Below are 23786 nucleotides of genomic sequence, written 5' to 3' on the forward strand. Positions count from 1 at the left end.
GCGGGCGCGGTGCCGTGCAGCCGGTCGGGGTGGGCGGGGTCGGCCGGGTAGCCGCCCGGGCGGTGGTAGTTGTCGCGGCCGGCCGCCGGGCCGCGGTCGACCTCGCGGCCGATCAGGACGCCGAGCAGGCCGGAGCCGCCGACGGCTCCGGCCAGGGCGAGTGCGCTGGCGAGGGTGTCGCTGTCCATGGCTCCACTGTGGCCGGGCGGGACGGCGGCCACGAGTGGCAGGAATGACCGATTGCCTCGAAATCCTGCCACCCCGGGGCTTACGTCGACGCGGACGGGCGGGGCATCCTGGACGGCATGCTGAAGAACGTGGTCGCGGTGGTGCTGGAGAAGGTGCATCCCTTCGAACTGGGCGTCGCCTGCGAGGTGTTCGGGCTCGACCGCACCGCCGAGGGGCTGCCCGGCTACGACTTCGCGGTCGCCGGCGCCCGCCCGGGGCCGCACGCCACCCACTCCGGCTTCGCGGTGGACGTCCCGTACGGTCCCGAGCGGCTGGCCGGGGCCGACCTCGCGGTGGTCACCGCGGCGACGATCCGGCCCGACTACCCCGAGCCGCTGCTGGAGGCGCTGCGCGGGGTGGTCGCGGACGGCGGACGGGTGCTCTCCATCTGCAGCGGCGCCTTCGTGCTGGGCGCCGCCGGGCTGCTGGACGGCCGCCGCGCCGCGACCCACTGGCGGCACGGCGATGCGCTGGCCGCGCGCTTCCCGCTGACCACCGTCGAGCAGGACGTGCTGTACGTGGACGACGACCCGGTGATCACCTCCGCCGGGACGGCGGCCGGCATCGACGCCTGCCTGCACCTGGTGCGCAAGGTCCAGGGCGCCGAGGTGGCGCGGGAGATCGCCCGCCGGATGGTGGTGGCACCGCACCGGGAGGGCGGGCAGGCCCAGTTCGTGAACCGTCCGCTGCCCGAGGGTGACGGCGAATCGCTGGCCCCGCTGCTCGACTGGATGCGTCACCACCTGGACGAGGAGGCCACCGTCGAGCAGCTGGCCGCCCGGGCGCACATGTCGCCGCGCACCTTCGCCCGCCGCTTCCAGCAGGAGACCGGCACCACCCCGCACCGCTGGCTGGTCGGGCAGCGGGTGCTGCTCGCCCAGCGGATGCTGGAGTCCACCACCGAGTCGGTGGACGCGATCGCCGCCCGCTGCGGCTTCGGCAACGCGGCCGCCCTGCGGCACCACTTCGGCCGCCGGCTGGGCACCACGCCGCTGACCTACCGGCGCTGCTTCGCCGACCCGGTACTGAACTGAGCCGGTGCCGGTGCTGAACCGAGCCGGTGCTGAAACCGCGCCGGTGCCGAACCGGGGCCAGGGCCAGGACCACGACCAGGACCAGGACCAGGACCACGACCAGGGCCAGGACCGGGCGCCGAAGTGACGATTCGTCAGTCGGTGTCCGGGGCCGTCAGGTGGTCGACGCCGTTCCAGCCGTCCGGGCGCAGCCGCCCCTCCCGGGCCCGCCACATACTGGTGGAGCAGTTGTGCACCGGTCCGAGAGCGGTGAGCCGGTCCTCGGTGAGCCGGTCCAGCGCGTAGCGCAGCATCAGCACCGTGCAGTCGTGCGCGACCAGCAGGACGGGCCGGCCGGCCTCCTCCTCGCAGACGTCCCGCAGCAGGCTGCGCACCCGCAGCGCGACGTCGGCCCAGGACTCGCCGCCGGGCGGGCGGTAGTACAGCTCGCCCATCTTGCGCCGCCGGGCCGCCTCCTCCGGGTACTTGGCCTCGATGGCGGCCTTGGGCAGCATCTCCAGGATGCCGAGCTCGCGGTCGCGCAGCCGCTCGTCGTAGCGGACGGCCAGCGAGACCGGGACGGCGCCGAGCCCGGCGGCCCGGGCGAGCGCGATCCGGGCGGTCTCGGCGGTGCGCACGTACGGTGAGCACCAGACGCTGCGCGGGCGGTCGGTGCTGGGCAGGGCGGCCCACCAGCGGCCGAGCGCCTGCGCCTGCTGCCGGCCGTGCAGCGACAGCGGGATGTCGGCGTCGCGGCAGCTGATCGGGACGCTGAGCGCGCCGGTGGCCTCGGCCAGCTGGAACTCGACGTTGGCGGTGGACTCGCCGTGCCGGGTGGCGATCAGCACGGACGGCAGCCGGGTGGCCGGCGGCGAGCCGTTGGCGCCGAGCGGGTTCAGGGTGGGCTGGTGCTTGCCGTTGAGGGTGGTACCGAGTTCTGCCATGGCCGCGAGCTCCCCGTGGTCGATCAGGTTCCGGCCGGTTGCCGGTCCGGTCTGGTGGTGCCCGGCGTGCACGCCTGTACATACATATGATCGCGCCGCCTTCTCCAGTGTTCACGGAGAAGGCGGCGCGATCACAGGGCGCGTACGGCGCGAATCAGTGCGCCGCTACGGGCTCCGGCGCGTTCTTCAGCTCGTCGTCGCCTGCGTCGGCGCTGTAGTCGGACGGCTTGGTCTCGTCCGGGCCCTGCGGCGCCTTGACCGCCCGCAGCACCAGGGTGAGCACCACGGCGACGACCAGGTTCAGCACGAAGGCGGTCAGGCCGATGTAGCCGATCTCGCCGATGCCGGGGATCTCGGTCGCGTTGCCGCCGAAGTGCTTGGTGGCGGGGCTGGCGATCCCGTACGCCTGCCAGGTGCCGTAGGCCATGCCGGCCGCCCAGCCGGCGAACAGCGCCCAGTGGTGGAACCAGCGGGTGAACAGGCCGCCGACGATCGCCACGAAGGTCTGCAGGATCCACAGGCCGCCGAGCAGCTGGAGGTTGATCGCGGCCTGCTTGTCCATGCCGAGCACGAAGACCAGCGCGCCGACCTTCACCAGCAGCGAGACCGCCTTGGCGACCCGGGTCTCGTCGGCGGGGGTGGCGGCGGGCTTGAGCCACTCCTTGTAGACGTTGCGGGTGAACAGGTTGGCCGCCGCGATCGACATGATGGCGGCGGGCACCAGGGCGCCGATCCCGATCGCGGCGAAGGCCACGCCGGTGAACCAGTCCGGGAACATGCTCGCGAACAGCTGCGGCACCGAGAGCTGCGCGTTGTAGCCCTTCACGCCCTGGCCGACGCCCGCCGCGATCGCCATGAAGCCGAGCAGCGCCAGCAGGCCCAGCATCAGCGAGTAGGCGGGCATGATCGCCATGTTGCGGCGCACGGTGTTGCGGGACTTGGAGGCCAGCACGCCGGTCACCGAGTGCGGGTACATGAACAGCGCCATCGCCGAGCCGAGCGCCAGCGTCGCGTACGTCCACTGCTTGTCGTGCGGGACGGTCATCGAGCCCTTGGAGCCCGGCGCGCTGAACTTGTGCGCGGCCGCGTCGAAGATGTGCCCGTAGCCGCCGAGGCGGATCGGGATGTAGATCACCGCGACGATGATCACGATGTAGATCAGGGCGTCCTTGACGAAGGCGATCAGCGCCGGGGCGCGCAGCCCGGAGGAGTAGGTGTAGGCGGCCAGCACGCCGAAGGCGATGAACAGCGGGAGGTCCTTGACGAACCAGTTGGCGTTCTCCCCGCCGCCGACCCCCAGCACGTCCAGCACCGCCTGGATGCCGACGAGTTGGAGCGCGATGTACGGCATGGTGGCCAGGATCCCGGTCAGCGCGACCACCAGGGACAGCGGCCGCGAGCCGTACCGGCCGCGCACGAAGTCGGCCGGGGTCACGTAGCCGTGCACCCGGGAGACCGACCAGAGCCGGGGGAGGAAGAGGAAGACCAGCGGGTAGGCGATGATCGTGTACGGCACCGCGAAGAAGCCCGCCGCGCCGGTCGCGTACACCGCCGCCGGGACGGCGACGAAGGTGTACGCGGTGTAGAGGTCGCCGCCGAGCAGGAACCAGGTCACCCAGGTCCCGAAGCTGCGCCCGCCGAGGCCCCACTCGTCCAGGTGCGCCGCGTCGTCCGCGCGGCGCCAGCGGGAGGCGAGGAAGCCCATCACGGTGACCAGGGCGAAGAACAGCACGAAGACCACGAGGGCCGGCACGTTGACGTCCTTCATCGCGCACCGCCCTTCGGGGCCGCCCCGCGGGCCGTCCTGCGGGCCTTCTCGTCCCGGTTGATCAGCAGGTAGGCGGCGACGGTGAAGACCGCCGACACCGGCACCCAGAGCAGCTGGTACCAGTAGAAGAACGGCCATCCGGCCACCACCGGGTCGCCCTTGTCGTAGGAGGACACCCACATCATCGCGACGATCGGCACGAGCAGGGCGAGACCGGCCAGCACGCGCTCGGGCGTCACCACCGGGACGGGAGCCCCGGGTGGCTCGGGCATGACATCTTCGACGATATCGGGATCAGACGGCATCTTCGGCTCCGCTCCGGAGGGTTCTCCCCGTCGGCGCCGCAGCCCGGGCGGCGTCCCGCGCCCCCACGAGCCCGCCGAGCAGCACCATCGGTGATCGGCAGTCAGTATGGCTGCGCAATCTAGAGCATGGGGTGATCCATGTCACTGGTATCGGCGCAACTTCCCGCCATCCGGACGGAGGCGAAGGCCGGGGACGCAGAAGGCACCGGCGTGCGGGTCGCGCGCGCCGGTGCCCGAGGCGCCGTGGGGGCGCCCGGTTACTCCGGACGCTTCAGCCGGGTGATGAACTTGTACCGGTCGCCCCGGTAGATGGAGCGGACCCACTCGACCGGGTCGCCCTCGGCGTCGAAGGAGTGCCGGGACAGCTGCAGCATCGGCAGCCCGAGGTCGGAGCCGAGCAGCCCGGCCTCGCGCGGGTTGGCGAGGGTGGTCTCGATGGTCTCCTCGGCCTCGGCCACGGTGACCCCGTACACCTCGCGCAGCGCCGCGTACAGCGAGTTGTGCTTGGCGAGGTTGCGCCGCAGGGCGGGGAAGCGCTTGGCGGACAGGTGGGCGACCTCGATGGCCATCGGGTCGCCGTTGGCCAGGCGCAGCCGCTCGATCCGCAGCACGCGGCCGCCGGGCTTGATGTCGAGCAGCGGGGCGAGCCGGTCGTCGGCGGTGATGTAGCCGATCTCGATCAGCCGGGAGGTGGGCTCCAGGCCCTGGGCCCGCATGTCCTCGGTGTAGGAGGTGAGCTGCAGCGCCTGGGCGACCTTGGGCTTGGCGACGAAGGTGCCCTTGCCCTGGATGCGCTCCAGCCGGCCCTCGACGACCAGCTCCTGCAGGGCCTGACGGACGGTGGTGCGCGAGGTGTCGAACTGGGCGGCCAGCGCGCGCTCGGGCGGGACCGGGGTGCCGGCGGGCTGGGTCTCGGTGAGCTGCAGCAGGTGGCGCTTGAGTCCGTAGTACTTGGGGACGCGCGCGGTCGGGTCGGTGCCGGTCTGCGTCGGGAGGTTCTTCACCTCGGGGTCGTCGGCCTGGGCGGTGGTTCCCCCGTCACTGCTCATCGGACCTGTTCTCCCGCTTCTCGCGGGGCCTTCACAGGCCCCGCCACATCGTTAACGGTTCACATCGTTGCATGTATGGCTACGGAACGAATACCTCATCACGCGATGAACGATGAGCGGTGTCGGCTTGATAACGGGTGGTCGAGATCGGTCGAACAGCCGTTGACAGGCCCATTGGTCTAGGCCAAGCTCCAGGCATCTGGTCTACACCACTAGGCCGGTCACTACGAATCCCCCCACCCGTTCGAAGGGTCCGCGGCACCGTTTCCCCCGCTTTGTGTGGGTCTGCCGCTACCGCCCGACGGGGGTAAACCAGGCATCCCTCAGGAGGATGGCGTGAAGCGTCAGCTCATCGCGGCGGTCGGCGTCGCAGCAATGGTCGTCGGCCTGGCGGCTTGTGGCTCGGACGGCAAGAAGAGCGACGGCGACTCGAAGTCGTCGTCCGCCTCGGCGGCCGACAAGTACAAGGGCAAGACGCTGAAGGTGTGGCTGATGACCGGCTCGGCCCCGAAGGGCTGGACGGACGCGGTCAAGGCCGACTTCGAGACCGCCTACCCGGGCTCCAAGGTGGACTTCCAGATCCAGGAGTGGGACGGCATCGGCCCGAAGGTGACCGCCGCGCTGTCCGAGGGCTCGGTCGACGTCCTGGAGATCGGCAACACCCAGACCGCCGGCTACGCGGCCTCGGGCGGCCTGCTCGACATCACCAAGGACAAGGCCAACCTGGGCGGCGACGGCTGGGCCGCCAACCAGAACGAGGCCGCGATCCTGGACGGCAAGCAGTACGCCGCCCCGTGGTGGGTCTCCAACCGCGTCGTCGCCTACAACAAGGACCTCTGGACCAAGGCCGGTCTGACCGCCGCCCCGAAGACCCTGGACGAGTTCTACGCCGACCTGGACAAGCTCAAGACCACCGAGGGCGTCGCCGACCCGATCTACCTGCCGGGCCAGGAGTGGTACACCTACTTCGGCCTGCTCACCGGCGAGGGCGGCAAGATCGCCAAGAAGGACGGCGACAAGTGGGTCGGCGGCCTGTCCTCGCCCGAGGCGCAGAAGGCCTTCGAGACCTACAAGAAGCTGCAGAGCTACTCGGCCACCGGGCCGAAGGACAAGGACGAGGCCACCCCGCAGCAGAAGGACGTCTTCGCCAAGGGCAACGTCGGCGCCATGATCGCCCTCGGCTGGGAGCTCCCCAAGCCGGAGGAGATGGCCAAGGACAAGATCGGCTTCTTCCCGCTCCCGGGCAAGACCGCCGACAAGCCGTCCGGCGTCTTCCTCGGCGGCTCGAACCTCGCGGTCGCCTCGCAGAGCAAGAACACCGACATGGCGAAGGACTTCCTGAAGGTCGCCCTCAACGACAAGAACGAGGGCCTGGTCGCCGCCGCGGGCAACATCCCGAACAAGGCCGCGCTGAACGGCCAGATCACCGGTGACTTCGCGAAGGCCGCCCAGTCGGCCGCGGCGGTCGGCGGCATCACCCCGAACACCCCGAACTGGGCGAGCGTCGAGGACAAGCCGAACCCGATCAAGGAGTTCCTGACCGCCGCCCTGCAGGGTGGCGACTACGCGGCCACGGCCAAGAAGTACGACGACGAGATCGCGAAGCGGCTCAACCAGAAGCAGTGACAACTGAGCGGCGTCGCTCACCGGCTCCCGGCGGGGGGCCGGTGGGCGGCGCCTGTCCGTCGTGGTCGGGTTGTGAGGAAGTGAGAACGATGGCTGTGCATTCAGAGCGGGTGCAGGCACCGTCCCCGGACGCGGGGCAGGCCGTGGTGGCCGGAAGTGGGACGAGTGCCGCGCGCGGCGGTTCCGAGGGCGCCGCGCCGAAGGGCACCAGAACGGCGGGCGGCCGCGGACCGGGCGCCCGCCTCGCCCCGTACCTGCTGCTGCTGCCGGCCATGGTGGCGACCATCGCCCTGCTGGGTTGGCCGCTGGTCAAGACGGTCCTGCTGTCGTTCCAGAACCTCAACAGGCGCCAGCTGGTCATGCACTTGACCGAGTGGACCGGCTTCGACAACTACACGGAGCAGCTCACCGACCCGGACTTCTGGTCGGTCACCGGCCGCACGGTCGTCTTCACCCTGGTCAACGTGGTGCTGATCATGGTCGGCGGCACGCTGGTCGGCCTGCTGCTCAACCACCTCGGCAAGCGGATGCGCCTGGCGCTGTCGATCGCGCTGCTGATGGCCTGGGCCATGCCGGTGGTCGCCGCGACCACCGTCTACACCTGGCTGTTCGACCAGCAGTGGGGCGTCGTCAACTGGTTCCTGGACCAGCTCGGCTGGCACTCGATGGCCGACTACAACTGGCTCAGCTCGCAGTACTCGACCTTCTTCGTCGTCATCCTGCTGATCGTCTGGCAGTCGATCCCCTTCGTGGCGTTCAACATGTACGCCGGCCTGACCACCATCCCCAGGGAGCTCTACGAGGCCGCCCGGATGGACGGCGCCGGCTCCGGCAAGATCTTCAGCCTGGTGATCTTCCCCAACCTGAAGCCGTTCTTCCTCGCCACGACGTTCCTCGAAGTCATCTGGGTGTTCAAGTCCTTCACCCAGGTCTACGCGATCAACGGTGGCGGCCCCGAGAACCTGACCAGGACCCTGCCCGTGCACGCCTACCTGGAGGGCACGTCCGGGCAGCACTACGGCATCGGCTCCGCGATCGCGGTGCTCACCATCCTGATGCTGGGCGCGCTGATGGCGTACTACTTCCGCATCATGATCAAGCAGGAGGACGAGCTGTGAGGCGCTCTCTCTTCGGACGTACCTGGCCGAACGTGATCGCGGTCGTCCTCTTCGTCTTCTTCATCTTCCCCGTCTACTGGATGGTCGCGACCTCCTTCAAGCAGGACCGCGACATCATCAGCAAGACGCCGGTCTTCCTCCCGCTCGACGGCACGATCGACCACTTCACCACCGCGGTCAACGCGGAGCACTTCTGGGAGTTCGTCACCAACAGCGTCACCGTCACGGTCGGTGCGGTGCTGATCTCGCTGGTGATCGCGACCCTGGCGTCCTTCGCCATCGCCCGGATGAGGTTCCGCGGCCGCAAGACCTTCGTGCTGGTCATCATGGTCGCGCAGATGGCGCCCTGGGAGGTCATGACCATCGCGGCGTACATCATCGCCCGCGACAACGACATGCTGAACAGCCTGCTGCCGCTGACGCTCTTCTACATGATGATGATCCTTCCCTTCACCATCTGGACGCTGCGCGGCTTCATCGCCGCCGTGCCCAGGGAGCTGGAGGAGTCGGCCATGGTGGACGGCTGCACCCGCACCCAGGCCTTCGTGAAGGTGGTCTTCCCGCTGCTGGCCCCCGGTCTGATGTCGACCTCGCTGTTCGGCTTCATCACGGCGTGGAACGAGTTCCCGCTCGTCCTGATGCTCAACAAGGAGGAGGGCAAGACCCTCCCGCTGTGGCTGTCCTCCTTCAAGACCGCCTTCGGCAACGACTGGGGCGCCACCATGGCCGCGTCCACGATGTTCGCCATCCCCGTGCTGATCCTGTTCATCTTCCTCCAGCGCAAGGCGGTCGGCGGTCTGACCGACGGCGCCGTGAAGGGCTGAGTCACCGTGAGCATCCTCGTTCCCACCGTGCCGGACAGCGACCAGCTGCACCGCGACGCCCTGACCGTCCTGCAGCCCGGCTTCGTCGGCACCGAGCCGCCGCAGTGGTTGCTGCGCCACCTCGCCGCCGGCCTCGGCTCGGTCGCGCTGTTCGACCGCAACGTGGTCGACCTCGACCAGCTCGCCGCGCTCACCCGGGCGCTGCGCGCCGAGAACCCCGACCTCCTGATCGCCATCGACGAGGAGAGCGGGGACGTCACCCGGCTGGAGGCGGGCTCCGGCTCGTCCTGGCCCGGCAACCTCGCGCTCGGCGCGATCGACGACCCGGCGCTGACCCGGGACGTCGCCCGCGAGCTCGGCCGGGCGCTGGCCGCGGCCGGCGTCAACTACAACTGGGCGCCCACCGCGGACGTCAACTCCAACCCGCGCAACCCGGTCATCGGCGTCCGCTCCTTCGGCGCCGACCCCGAGCTGTGCGCCCGGCACACCGCCGCCTGGGTCGAGGGCCTGCAGTCGGCCGGAGTGGCCGCCTGCTCCAAGCACTTCCCCGGCCACGGCGACACCGCGGTGGACTCGCACCACGGCCTGCCGGTCATCGACGTCGACCTGGACGTGCTGCGGGCCCGCGACCTGATCCCGTTCCAGGCGGCGATCGCGGCCGGCACCAAGGCCGTGATGACCGCCCACATCATGATCCCGGTGCTGGACCCGAAGCTGCCGGCCACCCTGAGCCCGACCGTGTTGCGCGACCTGCTGCGCGCCGCCCCCGCCGACGGCGGCCTCGGCTACCAGGGCCTGATCGTCAGCGACGCGATCGAGATGGGCGCCATCGCCGACACCTTCGGGATGGGCGAGGGCACGGTGCTGGCCCTGGCGGCCGGTGCGGACGCGATCTGCGTCGGCGGCGGGCTCGCCGACGAGGAGACCGTGCTGATGCTGCGCGACGCCATCGTGGCGGGCGTGCGGGCCGGGCACCTCGACGAGGAGCGGCTGGCGGACGCCGCCGCGCGGGTCCGGGCGCTGGGCAGCTGGGGCCGGATCTCGGCCCAGGGCGAGCGGCCGGAGCCCGACCTGGCGGTCGGCCTGCGGGCCGCGCGCCGGGCGCTGAAGGTGGTCCGGGCCCCGGGCCTGGTGACGCCTCCGGTGAGCGAGCGCCCGTACGTGGCCTCGTTCTCGGACGAGCCGAACATCGCGGTCGGCGGCGTCACCCCGTGGGGCGTGGCCGGCATGCTGGCCGACCGCTTCCCCGGCACCCGCACCCGCGAGGTGTCGGCGGCCGAGGCCGCTCCGGAGCAGCTGGACGCCCTGGTCGACGAGCTGGTGGCCGGCGCCGAGGGCCGCCGCCTGGTGCTGGTGGTCCGGGACGCGCACCGCTACCCGTGGATGTCCGCCGTGCTGAGCCGCCTGGTCGCGGCCCGCCCGGACGCCGCCGTGGTCGAGATGGGGCTGCCCCAGTCCGAGCCGGTCGGCGCGCTCTACATCGCCACCCACGGCGCCGCCCGGGTCTGCGGGCTGGCGGCCGTGGAGGTGCTCACCGGGCAGCCGGGAGCGGTCGGCTGAACCGCGTGCAGGACGTCACCGGCCAGCTCCGGGAGGCGTCCGCCGACGGGCCCGTCATGCGCATGTCGCATGGCGGGCCCGTTCCGTTTCTCCCGGCGCCCTCCCCGGCGTCGAGCCGGGACCCGCCGGTGACGGCGTTCCCTCAAGCAGGCCTTAAATCCACCTTAAGTCCCACTCAAGGTGACGGGTCGGCGACTGATCGCCACGGGGTACAACGGCTCTGCAACGGCCTTGGCCACAAAGGCTGTTGGCCGTTGACACCACCTTTGGTCTAGGCCAGAGTCCAGTCATCCGGTTCGAGGTTCAACCTCGCCGGATGTGGTATCGGCCCACCCCGAAGCTCCTCGCCGCCCCCTGTCCGGAATCTCCGCTGCGGGCGCCAATCACGCTGCCGGCGGGCATCACGGCTCTAGAACACCCTCGGAGGACGGCGTGAATAAGCGTCAGCTCGTCTCGGCTCTCGGGACCATGGCACTGGCGGCGGGCCTGACGGCCTGTTCCTCCTCGGGATCGCCGTCGGGCGACGGCAGGAGCGCCGCCGCCGACCCGAAGACGGCCACCGGCACCGTCACCGTCTGGCTGATGGACGACGCCCAGAAGAACTGGCCCGACCTGGTCCAGCGGGTCAACGACGAGTTCGCCGCGAAGTACCCGAAGGTCACCCTCAAGCTCTCCTACCAGGGCTGGGCGGACAAGGTCGCCAAGCTGGACAAGGCCATCGCCGAGGGCGCCGCCCCCGACGTGGTCGAGCTGGGCAACACCGAGACCATGAAGTACGTGCTGTCCGGTGCGCTGGCGCCGGTGGACCGGACCACCTTCGACAACTCCGACAGCTGGATCAAGGCGCTCGCCAACACCTGCACCTACCAGGACAAGCTCTGGTGCGTGCCGTACTACGCCGGCTCCCGGGTCGCCATCTACAACTCCGCCGCCTTCCAACAGGCCACCGGCAGCGCCGAGTTCCCGAAGACCGAGACCGAACTGCTGGCCGCCCTGGACAAGGTCGCGGACAAGAACAAGGCGGACAGGACCTTCTCCCCGCTCTACCTGCCCGGCCCGTACTGGTACGCGGCGATGAGCTACGTGGCCGGGTACGGCGGCGGCATCGCCAAGTTCGACAGCTCGGGCAACTGGCACGGCACCCTGCACGACCCCAAGTCCCAGGAGGGCATCGGCCACTTCGTCGACCTGGTGCGCAAGTACAACAAGGGCGACGTGACGGTGAACGAGCAGAACCAGTACGAGGCGATGGCGCGCGGGCACGCCGCGTCCTTCTACGGCAACGGCTACGAGGCGGCCGGCGTCACCGCGCCCGTCACCGGTGACCCGAGCCTCAAGGACTCCGTCAAGGTGGCCACCATGCCCGGCCCGGACGGCAAGCCGCTGCCGACCTTCATCGGCGGATCCGACCTCGCCGTCACCGCCAAGTCCCCGTCGGCGGGGCCGGCGGCCGACTGGATCCGGATGTTCACCAGCACCAAGTCCGAGCAGGCGCTGGCGGACAAGGACATCCTGCCGAACAACCTCAACCAGCTGAACCCGCTGAAGAGCAAGCCGTCCACCGCCGCCGCGGCCAACGCCGTCCCGGACGCCTGGTTCACCCCGCTGGCGCCCGGCTGGGGCGCGGTCGAGAAGCAGAAGATCATCCCCGACATGCTGACCGCGATCCTCAAGGGCAAGTCGGTGGACCAGGCCACCAAGGAGGCCGACGCCGCGATCGACCAACTGATCAACAAGGCGTCCTGACCCCGCGCCGTCGTCCGCCCGCACCCGGAGCCGGGAGCGGGCGGACGGAGGTGCTCCGGGGCGGGCGCGCCCGTAGGATTGCCAGGCACGAAGAACCGCAGCGAGTGTGCGGACTCGCCGCCGTAGAGATCCCCCGTCGGGCAGCCGCCCGGGCGGGGTCGAACCATCTCATCGGAGGCAGACCCAGATGTCCGACCCGCAGACTGTTTCCGTCCCCGGCCGGATCATGGCGGCGGAGATGGCCGAGCAGCCGGCCGTCCTCCAGCGCATCCTCGACGAGGGTGCCCCGAAGATCGGCGAGATCGCGGCCGGGATCGCCGCCCGCAACCCGCGCTTCGTCCTGCTCACCGCGCGCGGCACGTCCGACAACGCCGCGCTGTACGCCAAGTACCTGATCGAGATCCTGCTCGGCAAGCCCGCCGGGCTCACCTCGATGTCCACCACCACCGCGTACGGCGCCAAGCCCGACCTCACCGACGTCCTGGTGATCACCGTCAGCCAGTCCGGCGGCTCGCCGGACCTGGTGGCCTCCACCAAGGCCGCCCGCGAGGCCGGCGCGATCACCCTCGCGGTCACCAACAACTCCGCCTCGCCGCTGGCCGAGGTCTCCGAGTTCCACATCGACGTGCTGGCCGGTCCGGAGAAGGCGCTGCCCGCCACCAAGACCTACACCGCCGAGCTGCTGGCGCTCTACCTGCTGGTCGAGGGGCTGCGGGGCGGCGACGGCGCGGACGCCAAGGCGCTGCCCGGCCTGGCCGCCGGCGTGCTGGCCCGGCAGGCCGAGGTGAAGGCGCTCGCCGAGCGCTACCGCTTCGCCCAGCGCCTGGTCATCACCTCGCGCGGCTACGGCTACCCGACCGCCCGCGAGGCGGCGCTGAAGCTGATGGAGACCACCTACATCCCGGCCAGCCCGTTCTCCGGCGCGGACCTGCTGCACGGGCCGCTCGCCATGGTGGACAACGTGTCGCCGGTCATCGCGATCGTCCCGGACGGCAAGGGCGGCGAGGCGCTGCAGCCGGTGCTGGACCGCCTGCGCGGCCGCGGCGCCGACCTGGTGGTGATCGGCCAGCAGGCGCAGGTCGACGCCGCTTCGGCGGGCTTCGCCCTCCCGGCCGGCGTGCCCGAGGAGGTGCAGCCGATCCTGGAGATCCTCCCGCTGCAACTGCTCGCGTACGAGGTCACCATCGCCCGCGGCCAGGATCCGGACGCCCCCCGCGCCCTGGCCAAGGTCACCGAAACCAGGTAGCCGTCACTCGCCCACCCGCCTCGGGCGGATACGGTCCGGCCCCCGTCCACAGGCTGTGGACGGGGGCCGGACCGCTGAGCGGCGGGACGTGGTTCGGGGGACGGGCGGTGCCCGGAAAGCACTACGGGCCACGGCGCCGACACGGGACCCTCAACCCATGCGGCACCGTAGCCCGGAGCTGTCGTCGGGCACCGGGGACGATCGAGGACTGTGCGGGGTCCTCGATCGGCGGCGTCCGACCGAGGAAAGGCCGCGCGCGGTCAGGGCAGTTGCGCGGGGGCCTCTCCTTGGTGCCCTTCCATTGTGGACTAGACCAATCTGGGTTGTCCAGGCCTCCTGCCAAATTGGTCTAAACAACTCCTCCCGGTCGCGAGACCTTCACGCCCGGTCCGCCCGCCGGTCCGCCGCGCCCCGCCCGGACCGTCGGCGCTACCCTCGCCATGTGCCCTCGCTGAACGAACTCGTCCGCCGCCACACCACCCTCACCGGGGCCGACGTGGAATGGCTCCACATGCTGGTCTCGGAGTGGCAGCTGCTCTCCGACCTCTCCTTCGCCGACCTGGTGCTGTGGATCCCCACCTGGGACGGCATCCGCTACGTCTCGGTGGCGCAGATGCGGCCCAACACCGGGCCGACCTCCTACCAGGACGACATGGTCGGCCACCTCGTCCCGCGTGGTCGCCGCCCGCTGCTGGACGCCGCCTTCGACGAGGGCCGGATCGTGCGCGAGGGCGACCCGGAGTGGCGCGAGGAGGTCCCGGTCCGGGTCGAGTCGATCCCGGTCCGGCGCGAGGGCAAGGTGCTCGGGGTGATCGCCCGCAACACCAACCTGCTGACCGTCCGCACCCCCAGCCGGCTGGAGCTCACCTACCTGCAGAGTGCCTCCGACCTGGCGCAGATGATCGCGGCCGGCAGCTTCCCCTTCCCCGGCCACGAGCAGATCGACATGGACGCCGCGCCCCGGGTCGGCGACGGCCTGATCCGCCTGGACGCGGACGGCATCGTCACCTACGCCAGCCCCAACGCGCTCTCCGCCTACCACCGTCTCGGCCTCACCACCGACCTGGTCGGCAGCCACCTCGGCCGCACCACCGCCGACCTCGCTCCGCCGTCCCGGGGAGCGGTCCACGAGGCGCTGGTGAAGGTGGCCAGCGGCTGGGCGCCGCGGCAGACCGAGGTGGAGGCGCAGGGGGGAGTGGTGACCCTGCGGGCGATCCCGCTCAAGCCCAAGGGCACCCTGACCGGTTCGCTGGTGCTCTGCCGCGACGTCACCGAGCTGCGCCGCCGCGACCGCGAGCTGATGACCAAGGACGCCACCATCCGGGAGATCCACCACCGGGTGAAGAACAACCTGCAGACCGTCGCGGCCCTGCTGCGGCTGCAGTCCCGCCGGATGGAGTCGGAGTCCGGGCGGGCCGCGCTGGACGAGGCGGTGCGCCGGGTCGGCTCGATCGCGATCGTGCACGAGACCCTCTCCCAGGCGCTGGACGAGCAGGTGGCCTTCGACGAGATCGCCGACCGGGTGCTGGCGATGGCGATGGAGCTGTCCCAGGACGGCCGGGTGGCGACCCGCCGCACCGGCAGCTTCGGCATCCTGTCCGCCGAGGTGGCCACCCCGCTGTCGATGGTGCTGACCGAGCTGCTGCAGAACGCCCTGGAGCACGCCTTCGGCCCGACGGCCTCCGGGAACCTGGAGGTCAGCGCGCTGCGCGGGCGGGCCCCGGCCACCGGGATGGGCTGGTCGGACAGCTGGAACGGCGGTGCCCGCCCGGAGGAGTACTTGCTGATCACGGTGCAGGACGACGGTCGGGGCATGCCGGAGGGCTTCGACCCGAAGACGGCGGGGAACCTCGGGCTCCAGATCGTCCGGACGCTGGCCACCGGTGAGCTCGGCGGCACCTTCGACATGGTGGCCGGCCCGAACGGCGGCACCAAGGTGGTCCTTCAGATCCCGGTCCGCTGAGGCCCGGTCGGCCACGGCCCCGGCCGGCTGAGATTCTGCTGAGAATCCGTTGCGTTCAGGCGCGCGGCAGGGGCGCGTGCCCGGACGGACGCGCCGGGTGAGCACTCCGCGCGCCTGGCGCACCCGACCCGCTGCGCACGACGCGAGAACGCGCACGACGCGGACGACGCGCGGAAACAGAAACGAGGCCCTGTCGACCGGGGGGGGGTGGGTCGACAGGGCCTCTCAACCCGTTCCGGCCGTCGGGGGGAGTCGGCCGGAACGGGGGCTCTGGGTAGTGCGACACCTCGCCGGTGCGTTGCACACGGTGAGCGCCACAGCTCCACAGTATTGCTCTAAGTGAACAGTATCAAGTGGCTGGACGGGTCCGGTGTCGCGGGACCGAGTCGAGCAAGGTCCTTTGTGCGGAAGGCTTCACCAGGAGGTGCAGGGAAGCCTTTGATCATGTGTTGATCGGTACTGCGGTCACTGCTGGTGCTACGCCGTGTGATCAGCGCGATCAGGCGGTGCGGGCGCGGTTGCGGGCAGCACGGCGCTTCATCGCGCGACGCTCGTCCTCGCTCATGCCGCCCCAGACGCCGGCGTCCTGGCCGGTCTCGAGGGCCCACTGGAGGCACTGCTCCATGACCGGACAGCGGCGGCACACGGCCTTGGCTTCCTCGATCTGCAGCAGAGCAGGACCGGTGTTCCCGATCGGGAAGAACAGCTCCGGGTCCTCTTCGCGGCAGACAGCGCGGTGGCGCCAGTCCATGGTCGTCCAACTCCTCCTGCCGACGGGGGTGGCCCGGGCGGCATAATCGATGGCTTTGTGAATGTGAACGCTTTCACGAATCCCACGACAGCAAAAGAGACCAAAGGCCTACCGGACCCGGGTGGTCTGTGCTGGGGGGGATTCGGCGATTCGAGGGACACCCCGCGGTCGGTGCTCCGTGGTTCCGGAGTCGCCGTCGCTGCGATGTGTCCCGATCGCCATGTAGAGGTTCGCAAACCTCGGGCTCGGATACAACCCCCTTCGGGGAGGAATTTTTGATTCTTCGGTGTCGCCTACCTCACAGCCAGTACTTCTATGGAGTGAAGGGGGCTTGTGCGTTCGAGAAGAAGGGTGAACCCCGCTTCCGGTCACACAATCACACGCAGTGCCCGCCGTACGCCTGTGAAACTGACGCGACTCCTGTCTCCAAGATGGTCGCCGTCCACCTGGAACGGGGTGGGTTCCTCTGAAACCAAGGTGAAGTGTCTGACGTCGTGATAGGAGACGACGTGCTTCCCGGACGGGCCGACCGGCGGTGCGCCGTCGCTCGAAGGCGCGTACGACCGCAGGATCTGACGGATCGTTCGAGCCGTGCCGAACGCCGTCATCCGGGTGATCCCGAAGACGTCCAGATCCGTGTCGAAGGAGGCGAGCGGCGAGGGATAGACCGGACGGTTGCCGAGGAACGTCCACGGCGAGGTGTTGCTGACTATCGACAGCACCAGCCCCGGCACGGCCTCGTGGCCCGGCAGCTCAAGGGAGACCGGGCCGGAGCGGCGCTGCTCACGCTGGGTGAAGTAGTGCCGGATCGCCTGCTTGACGTAGAGGGCGTGGGTGGACTTGCGCCCGGCCTTGCGCTGCTCCTCGACCCGGCCGACCACCCCGGCGTCGAAGCCGAGGCCGGCGGTGAAGGTGAACCAGCGGTCCGGCAGCCCGTCGGTCATCGCCTTGCCCAGGCCGATCGGGCGCTCCCGTCCGTGCTCCAGTGCGTGCAGCAGGGCGCCGGTGGCCTCCACCGGGTCGTTGGGCAGGCCCAGCGCGCGGGCGAACACATTGGTCGAACCGCCCGGCACCACGGCCAGTCGCGGGACCTTCTCGCCCGGGCCGTGCGCCAGCAGCCCGTTCACCACCTCGTTGACGGTGCCGTCGCCGCCCAGTGCCACCACCAGGTCGACGGTGCCGTCCTCCGCCGCCTCCCGGGCCAGGTCGCGCGCGTGGCCCCGGTACTGCGTCTCGGCCACCTCCAGCTTGAGGTCGCTGCGCAGCGCGTGGATCAGGACGTCCCTGGTCCGGCCACTGGTGGTGGTGGCCTTGTGGTTCACGACCAGGAGAGCGCGCATGGGGAAAGCCTACGGGTCGGTACGGACCAACCGGCGGCTACCCTGCTGGAGTGACCGCAGAAACCTCCGCACCCGTACCCGCGGGCGGCTCCGGCCGTCCGGCGTCCCTGACCCTGGGCGCCGCCATCACCGCCCTGGAGGGCGCCGCGCTGGCCGTCGTCGGCGTCTGGGACATGGTGGCCGCACTGTCCGGCCAGTCCAAGCAGCTCGCCCTGAACGAGTTCGGCGGCGTGGTCATCGTGCTGCTCGGCGTGCTGCCGGTGCTGGCCGCCCGCGCGCTGCTGAAGGCGCGCCGCTGGGGCCGCAGCCCGGCAGTGCTGACCAACTCGATCTGCCTGCCGGTCGCCTACTACATGATCGAGAGCGGCGGCTCGATGGTCGCCGTCGGCGGGCTGGTCGGCCTGCTCGGGCTGGTGGGCATCGGCTCGCTGCTGAACCCGAAGTCGACGGCGGCCCTGTACGCCCCGTCCGAGGACTGAGCGCAGGGCCGCCGGACGGCCGGGCGGTCGCCCGGCCGGAGCCGAGCGACCGTCAGCCCTACTCCTCCACCAGGAGCTTCTCCCGCAGCTGGGCCAGCGTCCGGGCGAGCAGTCGGGACACGTGCATCTGGGAGATCCCCACCTCGGCGGCGATCTGCGACTGGGTCATGTTCCGGAAGAACCGCAGCACCAGGATCTTCTGCTCCCGGGGCGGCAGTTGGGCCAGCAGCGGCTTGAGCGACTCGCGGTACTCGACGCCCTCCAGCGCCTCGTCGGTGGCGCCCAGGGTGTCCGCGACGGCCGGCGACTCGTCGTCGCTGTCCGGCACGTCCAGGGACAGCGTGGAGTACGCGTTGGCGGACTCCAAGCCCTCCAGGACGTCCTCCTCGGAGATCCCCAGGTGTTCGGCCAGCTCGTGCACCGTGGGGGAGCGGCCGTGCCGCTGGGAGAGCTCGCTGGTCGCCGTGGTGAGCGACAGCCGCAGCTCCTGCAGCCGGCGCGGGACGCGCACCGCCCAGCCCTTGTCGCGGAAGTGCCGCTTGATCTCCCCGACGATGGTCGGCGTCGCGTAGGTCGAGAACTCGACCCCGCGCTCGTGGTCGAAGCGGTCCACCGACTTGATCAGGCCGATGGTGGCGACCTGCGTGAGGTCGTCCAGCGGTTCGCCCCGGTTGCGGAAGCGCCGGGCCAGGTGCTCGACCAGCGGGATGTGCATCCGCACCAGCTGGTTGCGCAGCTCGACCCGCTCCGGCGAGCCCTCGGGCAGCGCCGACAGGCGGACGAACAGCGCGCGGGCGGCCTCCCGGTCCGGGGCTCCGCTGCGGTGCGCGCTCTGGGTGGGCACGGCGCCGTGCAGCTCCGCCTCGGCCGTCTCCTCCGCCTGCTCCGCCGGGTCCGGCGGGGGTGCGGAGTCTGGCGTCGGCTCGGACGTCGGCTCGGACGTCGGCTCGGTCGGGTGGCTCATCCGGTGGGCGTCCTTCGGGTGCGCTTCGTCGTTGGCGGCGAGACCGGGAACGCTCGCCTGGGTCGGTACGGCAGGTCCCGCCGTCGCGAGGCCGGTACGGTCCAGATCACTCACGGCCATTCCCCCGTTCCGTTCCGGGAGCACCGGGGCCGGCGGCCCCGGAATCGTCTCGTTGGTCGTACCGCGCGGGGCGGTACCGGGAGCCGTCCGCCGGGCCCCGGAGGGGGTTCGGCGGACGGCCCTTGCGCGGGTGCTGCTCGGTGCTGCTCGGTCTGCGGGGTGCGGTTCGGCGCCCGGTCAGTGGGCGGCGGACCCGCCGCGCTTCTTGTGCAGGCTGATCGACACGGTGTTGTCCTCGGCGACCGAGGAGTCGACCTCGCCGGCCAGCGCGGAGAGCACGGTCCAGGCGAAGGTGTCCCGCTCGGGGGCCTTGCCGTCGGTGGTCGGGGCGGCGACGGTCACCTTCAGCGAGTCGCCGACCAGCCGGAACTCGCACGACAGGACAGAGCCGGGCACCGCCTGCTGGAGCAGGATGGCGCAGGCCTCGTCGACCGCGATCCGAAGGTCCTCGATCTCGTCGAGGGTGAAGTCCAGCCGGGCCGCCAACCCGGCCGTCGCTGTTCGCAGCACGGAGAGGTAGGCCCCCGCCGCCGGGAGCCGGACCTCCACGAAGTCCTGAACACCGAGATCGCCGTCGATCTGGGACACCCTTGCCTCCTGGGTGACGCGCTGTACTTGCTTGGTACCCCGCTTGTTACCCCTGCTTGCCGCCCCGTAAAGGGGGCACTTTGCCACCCCTTCGAAGGGCACCTTGCCGCCCCTCGGAGGGGCCCGGGTCTGCGGGTCCGCCAACGCTCTGCCCTACCGCACCCCGTTCGGGAGTTACTCATGGTAAGGCATTGCGACGCAGGGTGGCAGACCCTTTCCCGGACTCCTGCGGTCCGCTCAGCGGCGTCCGGCGGCGGCGAGCGCCCCGTCGGTGAGCCGGTAGACGGTCCACTCGTCCATCGGCACCGCGCCGAGCGACTTGTAGAAGTCGATCGAGGGCTGGTTCCAGTCCAGCACCGACCACTCCACCCGGGAGTAGCCGCGTTCCACGGCGATCCGGGCGAGCTCCAGCAGCAGTGCCTTGCCGTGGCCGCCGCCGCGCGCCTCCGGGCGGACGTACAGGTCCTCCAGGTAGATCCCGTGGGTGCCGCGCCAGGTCGAGAAGTTGCGGAACCAGAGCGCGAAGCCGACCGGCTCGCCGCCGGCCTCGTCCTCGGCGATCAGGCCGAACACCGCGGGGTTCGCACCGAACAGCGCCTCGTGCAGCTGCTCCTCGGTGGCCACCGCTTCGTGCGCGGCCTTCTCGTACTCCGCGAGCTCGCGGATCATGGCGTGGATGACGGGAACGTCGGTGGGGACGGCGGTGCGGATCATGCCTGCGAGCCTACTGCTCGGGCCCCGTCTCGTCCCAGGCCTGGATCGAGGTCTGATCGACGATCCTTCCGTCCCGGAGGTCGGCCATCGAGGACATCAGCACCCGGACGCCGTCCGGGTAGCGGCAGGACTCCATGAAGGCGACGTGGTCGCCCTGGACGACCACCTGCTCCAGCTTGTGGGTCATCTCGCGGCCGTAGATGTCGGCCAGCATGGCGCCGATCTCGTCCCGCCCGTGCATCACCAGGGGGTGGCTGGGCTGGGTCTTGCGGTCGACCATGCGCAGTTCGGCGTCCTCCGCGTAGAGCGCCAGGAGGGCGTCGGCGTCGCCGCGTTCGATGCCTTCGCGCAGGGCACGGGTGTCGAACGCGGCGGGGGCCGCCATGGTGGTCATGATCTCGCTCCTCCGGTCGGGGTCCGTCGGCTCGTACCTTGAGCGTACGCCCGGTGCCGCCGCCCGGAGGAGCGTGGATCCGGGCCGGTCAGCGGGCCGGGACGGTGCGCAGGTAGTCGGCCAGGGTGCTGATCGCGGCCGGGTTGCGCGGGCTCTCCACCAGGTCGACGTAGTCCAGGACGAAGATCCGGTCGTTCCTGACCGCGGAGACGTTCGCCAGCGGCGGGAAGGACTTGAGGAACTTCCGCTTCTCCTCGGCGCCCGGGGTCGCGTAGTCGTTGATCACGATCACCTCGGGGTCGCGCTGCACCACGGTCTCCCAGCCGGCGGTGACCCAGGTGTCGGCGAGGTCGCCCATGACGTTGGTGCCGCCGGCCTCGGTGATGATCCGGTTCGCGGCGGCGAACCTGCCGGCGGTGTACGGCTTGTCCTGCCCGCTGTCGTACAGGAAGACGGACGGTCGGCGCTCGGGCCGCCGGACGGCGTCGATCAGCGCCTTGGAGTCGGCGATCAGCCTGTCGGCGCGGTCCTTGACGTCGAAGATCTCGCCGAGGTTGGCCAGGTCGGTGTAGAGCGCGTCCAGCGGATCCATCACGCCGCGCTCGGCGCCCTTGCCGCTGCGGCAGGACTCGCTGAGCACGTACGAGTCGATGCCGAGGGCCTTGAACGCCTGTGGGGTGACGCCGGTGCCCTCGTCGAAGCCGTAGTGCCAGCCGGCGAGGACCAGGTCGGCCTTGGCGTCGAGGGCGATCTCCTTGGTCAGCCGCTGCTCGGAGAGCCAGGTGGTCTGCTGGTAGCCGTCCTTCCAGGGCACCCGGTCGATCTTCCCCTTGTCGTCGGGCATGACGTAGCCGGCCATCCGGTCGGCGAGCCCGAGGGAGAGCATCAGCTCGGTGATGTTGACGTCGTTGGTGACCACCCGGGCGGGCTTCTGCGCGAAGGTGAGCTCCGCGCCGCAGTTCTCCACGGTCACCGGGTAGTGGGCGGAGGCGGTGGCCCCCTCGCCCGGGGCGAACTCGGCGCCGCAGCCGGTGAGTCCGAGGGTGAGCAGGGCGGCGGTGGCAACGGCCTTGGTACGCACGTGAGGTCCTCCGGTCGGTCAGGTGAGGCGGTCGAACAGCAGCTGGACGGCGCCCGTTTCCGGGTGCCGGACGGGGGTGGCCCGGACGCCGAACACCTCGGCCAGCAGGGCGGGTCGGAGCACCTCGCCGGGCGGACCGGCGGCGACGATCCGGCCCGCGCGCAGCACGTACAGCAGGTCGCAGTGGCTCGCCGCCAGGTTGAGGTCGTGCAGCGCGGTGAGCACCGTCGGGCCGGCCTCGCGGGCCAGCGCCAGCACCTCCAACTGGTGGGCGATGTCCAGGTGGTTGGTGGGTTCGTCGAGGACCAGCAGGCGCGGCTCCTGGACGAGTGCGCGGGCGAACAGCACCCGCTGCTTCTCGCCCCCGGACAGGCTCAGGAAGCCCCGTTCGGCGAGGTGCCCGGCCCGGACCTTTCGCAGGGCCCCGGCGCAGCGCTCCCGGTCCGCTTCGGTGGGGGCGCCGAGGCCGCGCCGGTGCGGCAGCCGGCCCATGGCGACCACCTCGGCCACCGTGAAGTCGAACTCGGCGGAGTGCTCCTGGGTCAGCGCGGCCACCCGCCGGGCCGACTCGCGCGCGGTGAGCGCGTGCAGGTCGTCGCCGGCCAGGCGGACGGCGCCGCCGGCGGGCTTCAGCACCCGGTAGACGCAGCGCAGCAGGGTCGACTTGCCGCTGCCGTTCGGTCCGACCAGGCCGACCACCTGCCCGGCGGCGGCCGCAAGGCTCACCTCGTGGACCAGCCGGGTCCCGGCGAGCTCCACCGAGACGGCGTCGACGGCGAGGTCCTCGGAGCCGCTCATCGGCGGCCTCCGAAGGCCTGGCCGCGACGGCGCATCATCAGCAGGAAGGCGGGCACGCCGAGCACCGCGGTGAACACTCCGACGGGCAGTTCGGCGGGCGCCAGCAGGGTGCGGGAGGCGATGTCCACCCAGACCAGCAGCAGGGCCCCGGCGAGCGGCGCGACCAGTAGCACCCGGCGGTGCCCGGCGCCGACCAGCATCCGCGCCAGGTGCGGCACCAGCAGTCCGACGAAGCCGATCGCCCCGCTGACCGCGACCACGGTGCCGGTGACGGCGGCGGTGACCACGAACAGCTCGCGGCGCAGCCGGTCCGGGTCCACGCCGAGCGAGGCGGAGGTCTCGTCGCCCATGGCGAGCGCGTCCAGCCGTCCGGCGGCGCAGCCCAGGTGGGCCAGCCCGGCCAGGACGGTGACGGCGGCGATCGGTACCGAGCCCCAGGTGGCGCCGCCGAGGCTGCCGAGCAGCCACATCATGGCGTCCCGGGCGGCCTCGCCGCGGTCGGCGGCGAAGACCATCAGGGTGGTGGCGGCGGAGAAGCCGTAGGACAGGGCGGTGCCGGTGAGCACCAGACGCAGCGGGGTGAGCCCGTACGCGGTGCGGGCGGCGAGGTAGACCAGCGCCATCGCGACCAGTGCGGAGCCGAAGGCGGAGGCGGAGACCGCCCACACGCCGAGCGAGGCGAAGGCGCCGAACAGCAGCACGGCGTTGGCGCCGACGGCCGCGCCGGAGGAGATGCCGAGCACGAAGGGGTCGGCGAGCGCGTTGCGCACCAGCGCCTGGACGGCGACCCCGGTGCCGGCCAGCCCGGCGCCGACCACGGCGGCCAGCACGGTGCGCGGCAGCCGGATCTCCCAGACGATGGCGTACGCGGCCGCCTCGCCCGCGTCCAGCCGACCGCCCGTCAGCCCGGCACCGAGCAGTCGCAGCACGCGGGGGAGTCCGAGCCCGGAGGAGCCGAGGGCGACCCCGCAGACCAGTGAGAGCAGCAGGGCGGCGGCGAGGCCGACGGCGAGCGGGAGCGCGGGTATTCGGCGGTCGGGCGGGCCGGCGGGGGCGCGGTTCACGGGTGCGCGGTTCACGGGTGCGCCTTGCCTCGGGCCGTGGGTGCGCCGGGGCGGGCGCGGGCCGGAGGCGTGCCGGGGCGCCGTTCCCCTCGCAGTCCGCGGC

24 protein-coding genes are annotated in these 23786 nt (G+C 71.2%); 11 read left to right on the forward strand and 13 right to left on the reverse strand.

Annotation, left to right across the window (positions count from 1 at the left end; all coding sequences use genetic code 11):
• Positions 1-14: 14 nt before the first annotated feature.
• The 3 genes from ACZ3TI_RS25060 (at position 15) to ACZ3TI_RS25070 (ending at position 1389) form a co-directional block, all read left to right on the forward strand.
• Positions 15-236, forward strand: a complete 222-nt coding sequence (locus ACZ3TI_RS25060) for a hypothetical protein (protein WP_465729757.1) — start codon at positions 15-17, stop codon at positions 234-236.
• A 69-nt stretch (positions 237-305) separates the two neighbouring features.
• Complete coding sequence (locus ACZ3TI_RS25065) at positions 306-1262, forward strand: helix-turn-helix domain-containing protein (RefSeq protein WP_465729759.1); 957 nt, start codon at positions 306-308, stop codon at positions 1260-1262.
• Between the two features lie 4 nt (positions 1263-1266).
• Positions 1267-1389: a hypothetical protein gene (locus ACZ3TI_RS25070; protein WP_465729761.1), complete on the forward strand. Its 123-nt coding sequence runs from the start codon at positions 1267-1269 to the stop codon at positions 1387-1389.
• 7 nt (positions 1390-1396) lie between these two features.
• Here the strand turns inward: ACZ3TI_RS25070 and ACZ3TI_RS25075 are convergent, their stop codons facing one another.
• The 4 genes from ACZ3TI_RS25075 to ACZ3TI_RS25090 all read right to left on the reverse strand — a co-directional run bounded on the left by ACZ3TI_RS25075 (position 1397) and on the right by ACZ3TI_RS25090 (position 5307).
• A complete protein-coding gene (locus tag ACZ3TI_RS25075) occupies positions 1397-2185 on the reverse strand; it encodes a histidine phosphatase family protein (protein WP_465729763.1) in 789 nt (262 codons plus the stop codon).
• A gap of 154 nt (positions 2186-2339) precedes the next feature.
• A complete protein-coding gene (gene mctP, locus ACZ3TI_RS25080) occupies positions 2340-3953 on the reverse strand; it encodes a monocarboxylate uptake permease MctP (protein ID WP_465729765.1) in 1614 nt (537 codons plus the stop codon).
• Positions 3950-4225 carry a DUF3311 domain-containing protein gene (locus tag ACZ3TI_RS25085; protein WP_465729767.1) on the reverse strand — a complete coding sequence of 92 codons (276 nt, stop codon included), beginning with the start codon at positions 4223-4225 and terminating at the stop codon, positions 3950-3952. Before ACZ3TI_RS25085 ends, mctP begins: the two co-directional genes overlap by 4 nt.
• A gap of 290 nt (positions 4226-4515) precedes the next feature.
• Positions 4516-5307, reverse strand: coding sequence for a GntR family transcriptional regulator (locus ACZ3TI_RS25090; protein WP_391553897.1), 792 nt, complete (start codon positions 5305-5307; stop codon positions 4516-4518).
• Positions 5308-5643: 336 nt separating this feature from the next.
• Here ACZ3TI_RS25090 and ACZ3TI_RS25095 point away from each other — a divergent pair, with 336 nt between their 5' ends.
• From ACZ3TI_RS25095 to ACZ3TI_RS25125, 7 genes are all read left to right on the forward strand, one after another.
• A complete protein-coding gene (locus tag ACZ3TI_RS25095) occupies positions 5644-6933 on the forward strand; it encodes an extracellular solute-binding protein (RefSeq protein ID WP_465729769.1) in 1290 nt (429 codons plus the stop codon).
• Between the two features lie 89 nt (positions 6934-7022).
• Positions 7023-8051 (forward strand): carbohydrate ABC transporter permease, encoded by a 1029-nt coding sequence (locus tag ACZ3TI_RS25100; protein ID WP_465729771.1) that lies wholly within the window; start codon positions 7023-7025, stop codon positions 8049-8051.
• Positions 8048-8875, forward strand: a complete 828-nt coding sequence (locus tag ACZ3TI_RS25105; RefSeq protein WP_465729773.1) for a carbohydrate ABC transporter permease — start codon at positions 8048-8050, stop codon at positions 8873-8875. Before ACZ3TI_RS25100 ends, ACZ3TI_RS25105 begins: the two co-directional genes overlap by 4 nt.
• Before the next feature lie 6 nt (positions 8876-8881).
• The gene (locus ACZ3TI_RS25110) at positions 8882-10435 is read left to right on the forward strand and encodes a glycoside hydrolase family 3 protein (RefSeq protein WP_465729775.1); all 1554 of its coding nucleotides are present in this window, start codon (positions 8882-8884) and stop codon (positions 10433-10435) included.
• A 468-nt stretch (positions 10436-10903) separates the two neighbouring features.
• Positions 10904-12181 (forward strand): extracellular solute-binding protein, encoded by a 1278-nt coding sequence (locus ACZ3TI_RS25115; protein WP_465729843.1) that lies wholly within the window; start codon positions 10904-10906, stop codon positions 12179-12181.
• 187 nt (positions 12182-12368) lie between these two features.
• A complete protein-coding gene (locus tag ACZ3TI_RS25120; RefSeq protein WP_465729777.1) occupies positions 12369-13427 on the forward strand; it encodes an SIS domain-containing protein in 1059 nt (352 codons plus the stop codon).
• Positions 13428-13869: 442 nt separating this feature from the next.
• Positions 13870-15390 (forward strand): sensor histidine kinase, encoded by a 1521-nt coding sequence (locus ACZ3TI_RS25125; RefSeq protein ID WP_465729779.1) that lies wholly within the window; start codon positions 13870-13872, stop codon positions 15388-15390.
• Between the two features lie 499 nt (positions 15391-15889).
• On the opposite strand, the gene ACZ3TI_RS25130 is transcribed toward ACZ3TI_RS25125, so the two are convergent.
• Positions 15890-16141 carry a WhiB family transcriptional regulator gene (locus tag ACZ3TI_RS25130; protein WP_014138019.1) on the reverse strand — a complete coding sequence of 84 codons (252 nt, stop codon included), beginning with the start codon at positions 16139-16141 and terminating at the stop codon, positions 15890-15892.
• Between the two features lie 368 nt (positions 16142-16509).
• A complete protein-coding gene (locus ACZ3TI_RS25135) occupies positions 16510-17481 on the reverse strand; it encodes a diacylglycerol/lipid kinase family protein (RefSeq protein WP_465729781.1) in 972 nt (323 codons plus the stop codon).
• A gap of 50 nt (positions 17482-17531) precedes the next feature.
• Here ACZ3TI_RS25135 and ACZ3TI_RS25140 point away from each other — a divergent pair, with 50 nt between their 5' ends.
• Positions 17532-17960: a hypothetical protein gene (locus tag ACZ3TI_RS25140; RefSeq protein WP_465729783.1), complete on the forward strand. Its 429-nt coding sequence runs from the start codon at positions 17532-17534 to the stop codon at positions 17958-17960.
• A gap of 58 nt (positions 17961-18018) precedes the next feature.
• Here ACZ3TI_RS25140 and ACZ3TI_RS25145 read toward each other — a convergent pair whose 3' ends face one another.
• The 7 genes from ACZ3TI_RS25145 to ACZ3TI_RS25175 all read right to left on the reverse strand — a co-directional run bounded on the left by ACZ3TI_RS25145 (position 18019) and on the right by ACZ3TI_RS25175 (position 23698).
• Positions 18019-19038, reverse strand: a complete 1020-nt coding sequence (locus tag ACZ3TI_RS25145; protein ID WP_465729785.1) for an RNA polymerase sigma factor SigF — start codon at positions 19036-19038, stop codon at positions 18019-18021.
• Between the two features lie 183 nt (positions 19039-19221).
• Positions 19222-19632, reverse strand: coding sequence for an ATP-binding protein (locus ACZ3TI_RS25150; RefSeq protein WP_465729787.1), 411 nt, complete (start codon positions 19630-19632; stop codon positions 19222-19224).
• 237 nt (positions 19633-19869) lie between these two features.
• Positions 19870-20346: a GNAT family N-acetyltransferase gene (locus ACZ3TI_RS25155; RefSeq protein ID WP_465729789.1), complete on the reverse strand. Its 477-nt coding sequence runs from the start codon at positions 20344-20346 to the stop codon at positions 19870-19872.
• A 10-nt stretch (positions 20347-20356) separates the two neighbouring features.
• Complete coding sequence (locus ACZ3TI_RS25160) at positions 20357-20740, reverse strand: nuclear transport factor 2 family protein (protein WP_465729791.1); 384 nt, start codon at positions 20738-20740, stop codon at positions 20357-20359.
• An 88-nt stretch (positions 20741-20828) separates the two neighbouring features.
• Positions 20829-21821 (reverse strand): ABC transporter substrate-binding protein, encoded by a 993-nt coding sequence (locus ACZ3TI_RS25165; RefSeq protein ID WP_465729793.1) that lies wholly within the window; start codon positions 21819-21821, stop codon positions 20829-20831.
• A gap of 18 nt (positions 21822-21839) precedes the next feature.
• Positions 21840-22619, reverse strand: a complete 780-nt coding sequence (locus tag ACZ3TI_RS25170; RefSeq protein WP_465729795.1) for an ABC transporter ATP-binding protein — start codon at positions 22617-22619, stop codon at positions 21840-21842.
• A complete protein-coding gene (locus ACZ3TI_RS25175) occupies positions 22616-23698 on the reverse strand; it encodes a FecCD family ABC transporter permease (RefSeq protein ID WP_465729797.1) in 1083 nt (360 codons plus the stop codon). The genes ACZ3TI_RS25170 and ACZ3TI_RS25175 overlap by 4 nt, the downstream gene beginning before the upstream one ends.
• Positions 23699-23786 lie beyond the last annotated feature (88 nt).

It is taken from the genome of Kitasatospora sp. NPDC023120 (genome assembly GCF_055560835.1).

Excerpts from the sequence above, each read along its gene's own strand:
- ACZ3TI_RS25100 (WP_465729771.1), top strand. The coding sequence starts at position 7,023 with ATGGCTGTGCATTCAGAGCGGGTGCAGGCACCGTCCCCGGACGCGGGG.
- ACZ3TI_RS25115 (WP_465729843.1), top strand. The coding sequence starts at position 10,904 with ATGGCACTGGCGGCGGGCCTGACGGCCTGTTCCTCCTCGGGATCGCCG.
- ACZ3TI_RS25130 (WP_014138019.1), bottom strand. The coding sequence starts at position 16,141 with ATGGACTGGCGCCACCGCGCTGTCTGCCGCGAAGAGGACCCGGAGCTG.
- ACZ3TI_RS25065 (WP_465729759.1), top strand. The coding sequence starts at position 306 with ATGCTGAAGAACGTGGTCGCGGTGGTGCTGGAGAAGGTGCATCCCTTC.
- ACZ3TI_RS25155 (WP_465729789.1), bottom strand. The coding sequence starts at position 20,346 with ATGATCCGCACCGCCGTCCCCACCGACGTTCCCGTCATCCACGCCATG.
- ACZ3TI_RS25135 (WP_465729781.1), bottom strand. The coding sequence starts at position 17,481 with ATGCGCGCTCTCCTGGTCGTGAACCACAAGGCCACCACCACCAGTGGC.
- ACZ3TI_RS25090 (WP_391553897.1), bottom strand. The coding sequence starts at position 5,307 with ATGAGCAGTGACGGGGGAACCACCGCCCAGGCCGACGACCCCGAGGTG.
- ACZ3TI_RS25085 (WP_465729767.1), bottom strand. The coding sequence starts at position 4,225 with ATGCCCGAGCCACCCGGGGCTCCCGTCCCGGTGGTGACGCCCGAGCGC.
- ACZ3TI_RS25120 (WP_465729777.1), top strand. The coding sequence starts at position 12,369 with ATGTCCGACCCGCAGACTGTTTCCGTCCCCGGCCGGATCATGGCGGCG.
- mctP (WP_465729765.1), bottom strand. The coding sequence starts at position 3,953 with ATGAAGGACGTCAACGTGCCGGCCCTCGTGGTCTTCGTGCTGTTCTTC.
- ACZ3TI_RS25170 (WP_465729795.1), bottom strand. The coding sequence starts at position 22,619 with ATGAGCGGCTCCGAGGACCTCGCCGTCGACGCCGTCTCGGTGGAGCTC.
- ACZ3TI_RS25075 (WP_465729763.1), bottom strand. The coding sequence starts at position 2,185 with ATGGCAGAACTCGGTACCACCCTCAACGGCAAGCACCAGCCCACCCTG.
- ACZ3TI_RS25160 (WP_465729791.1), bottom strand. The coding sequence starts at position 20,740 with ATGACCACCATGGCGGCCCCCGCCGCGTTCGACACCCGTGCCCTGCGC.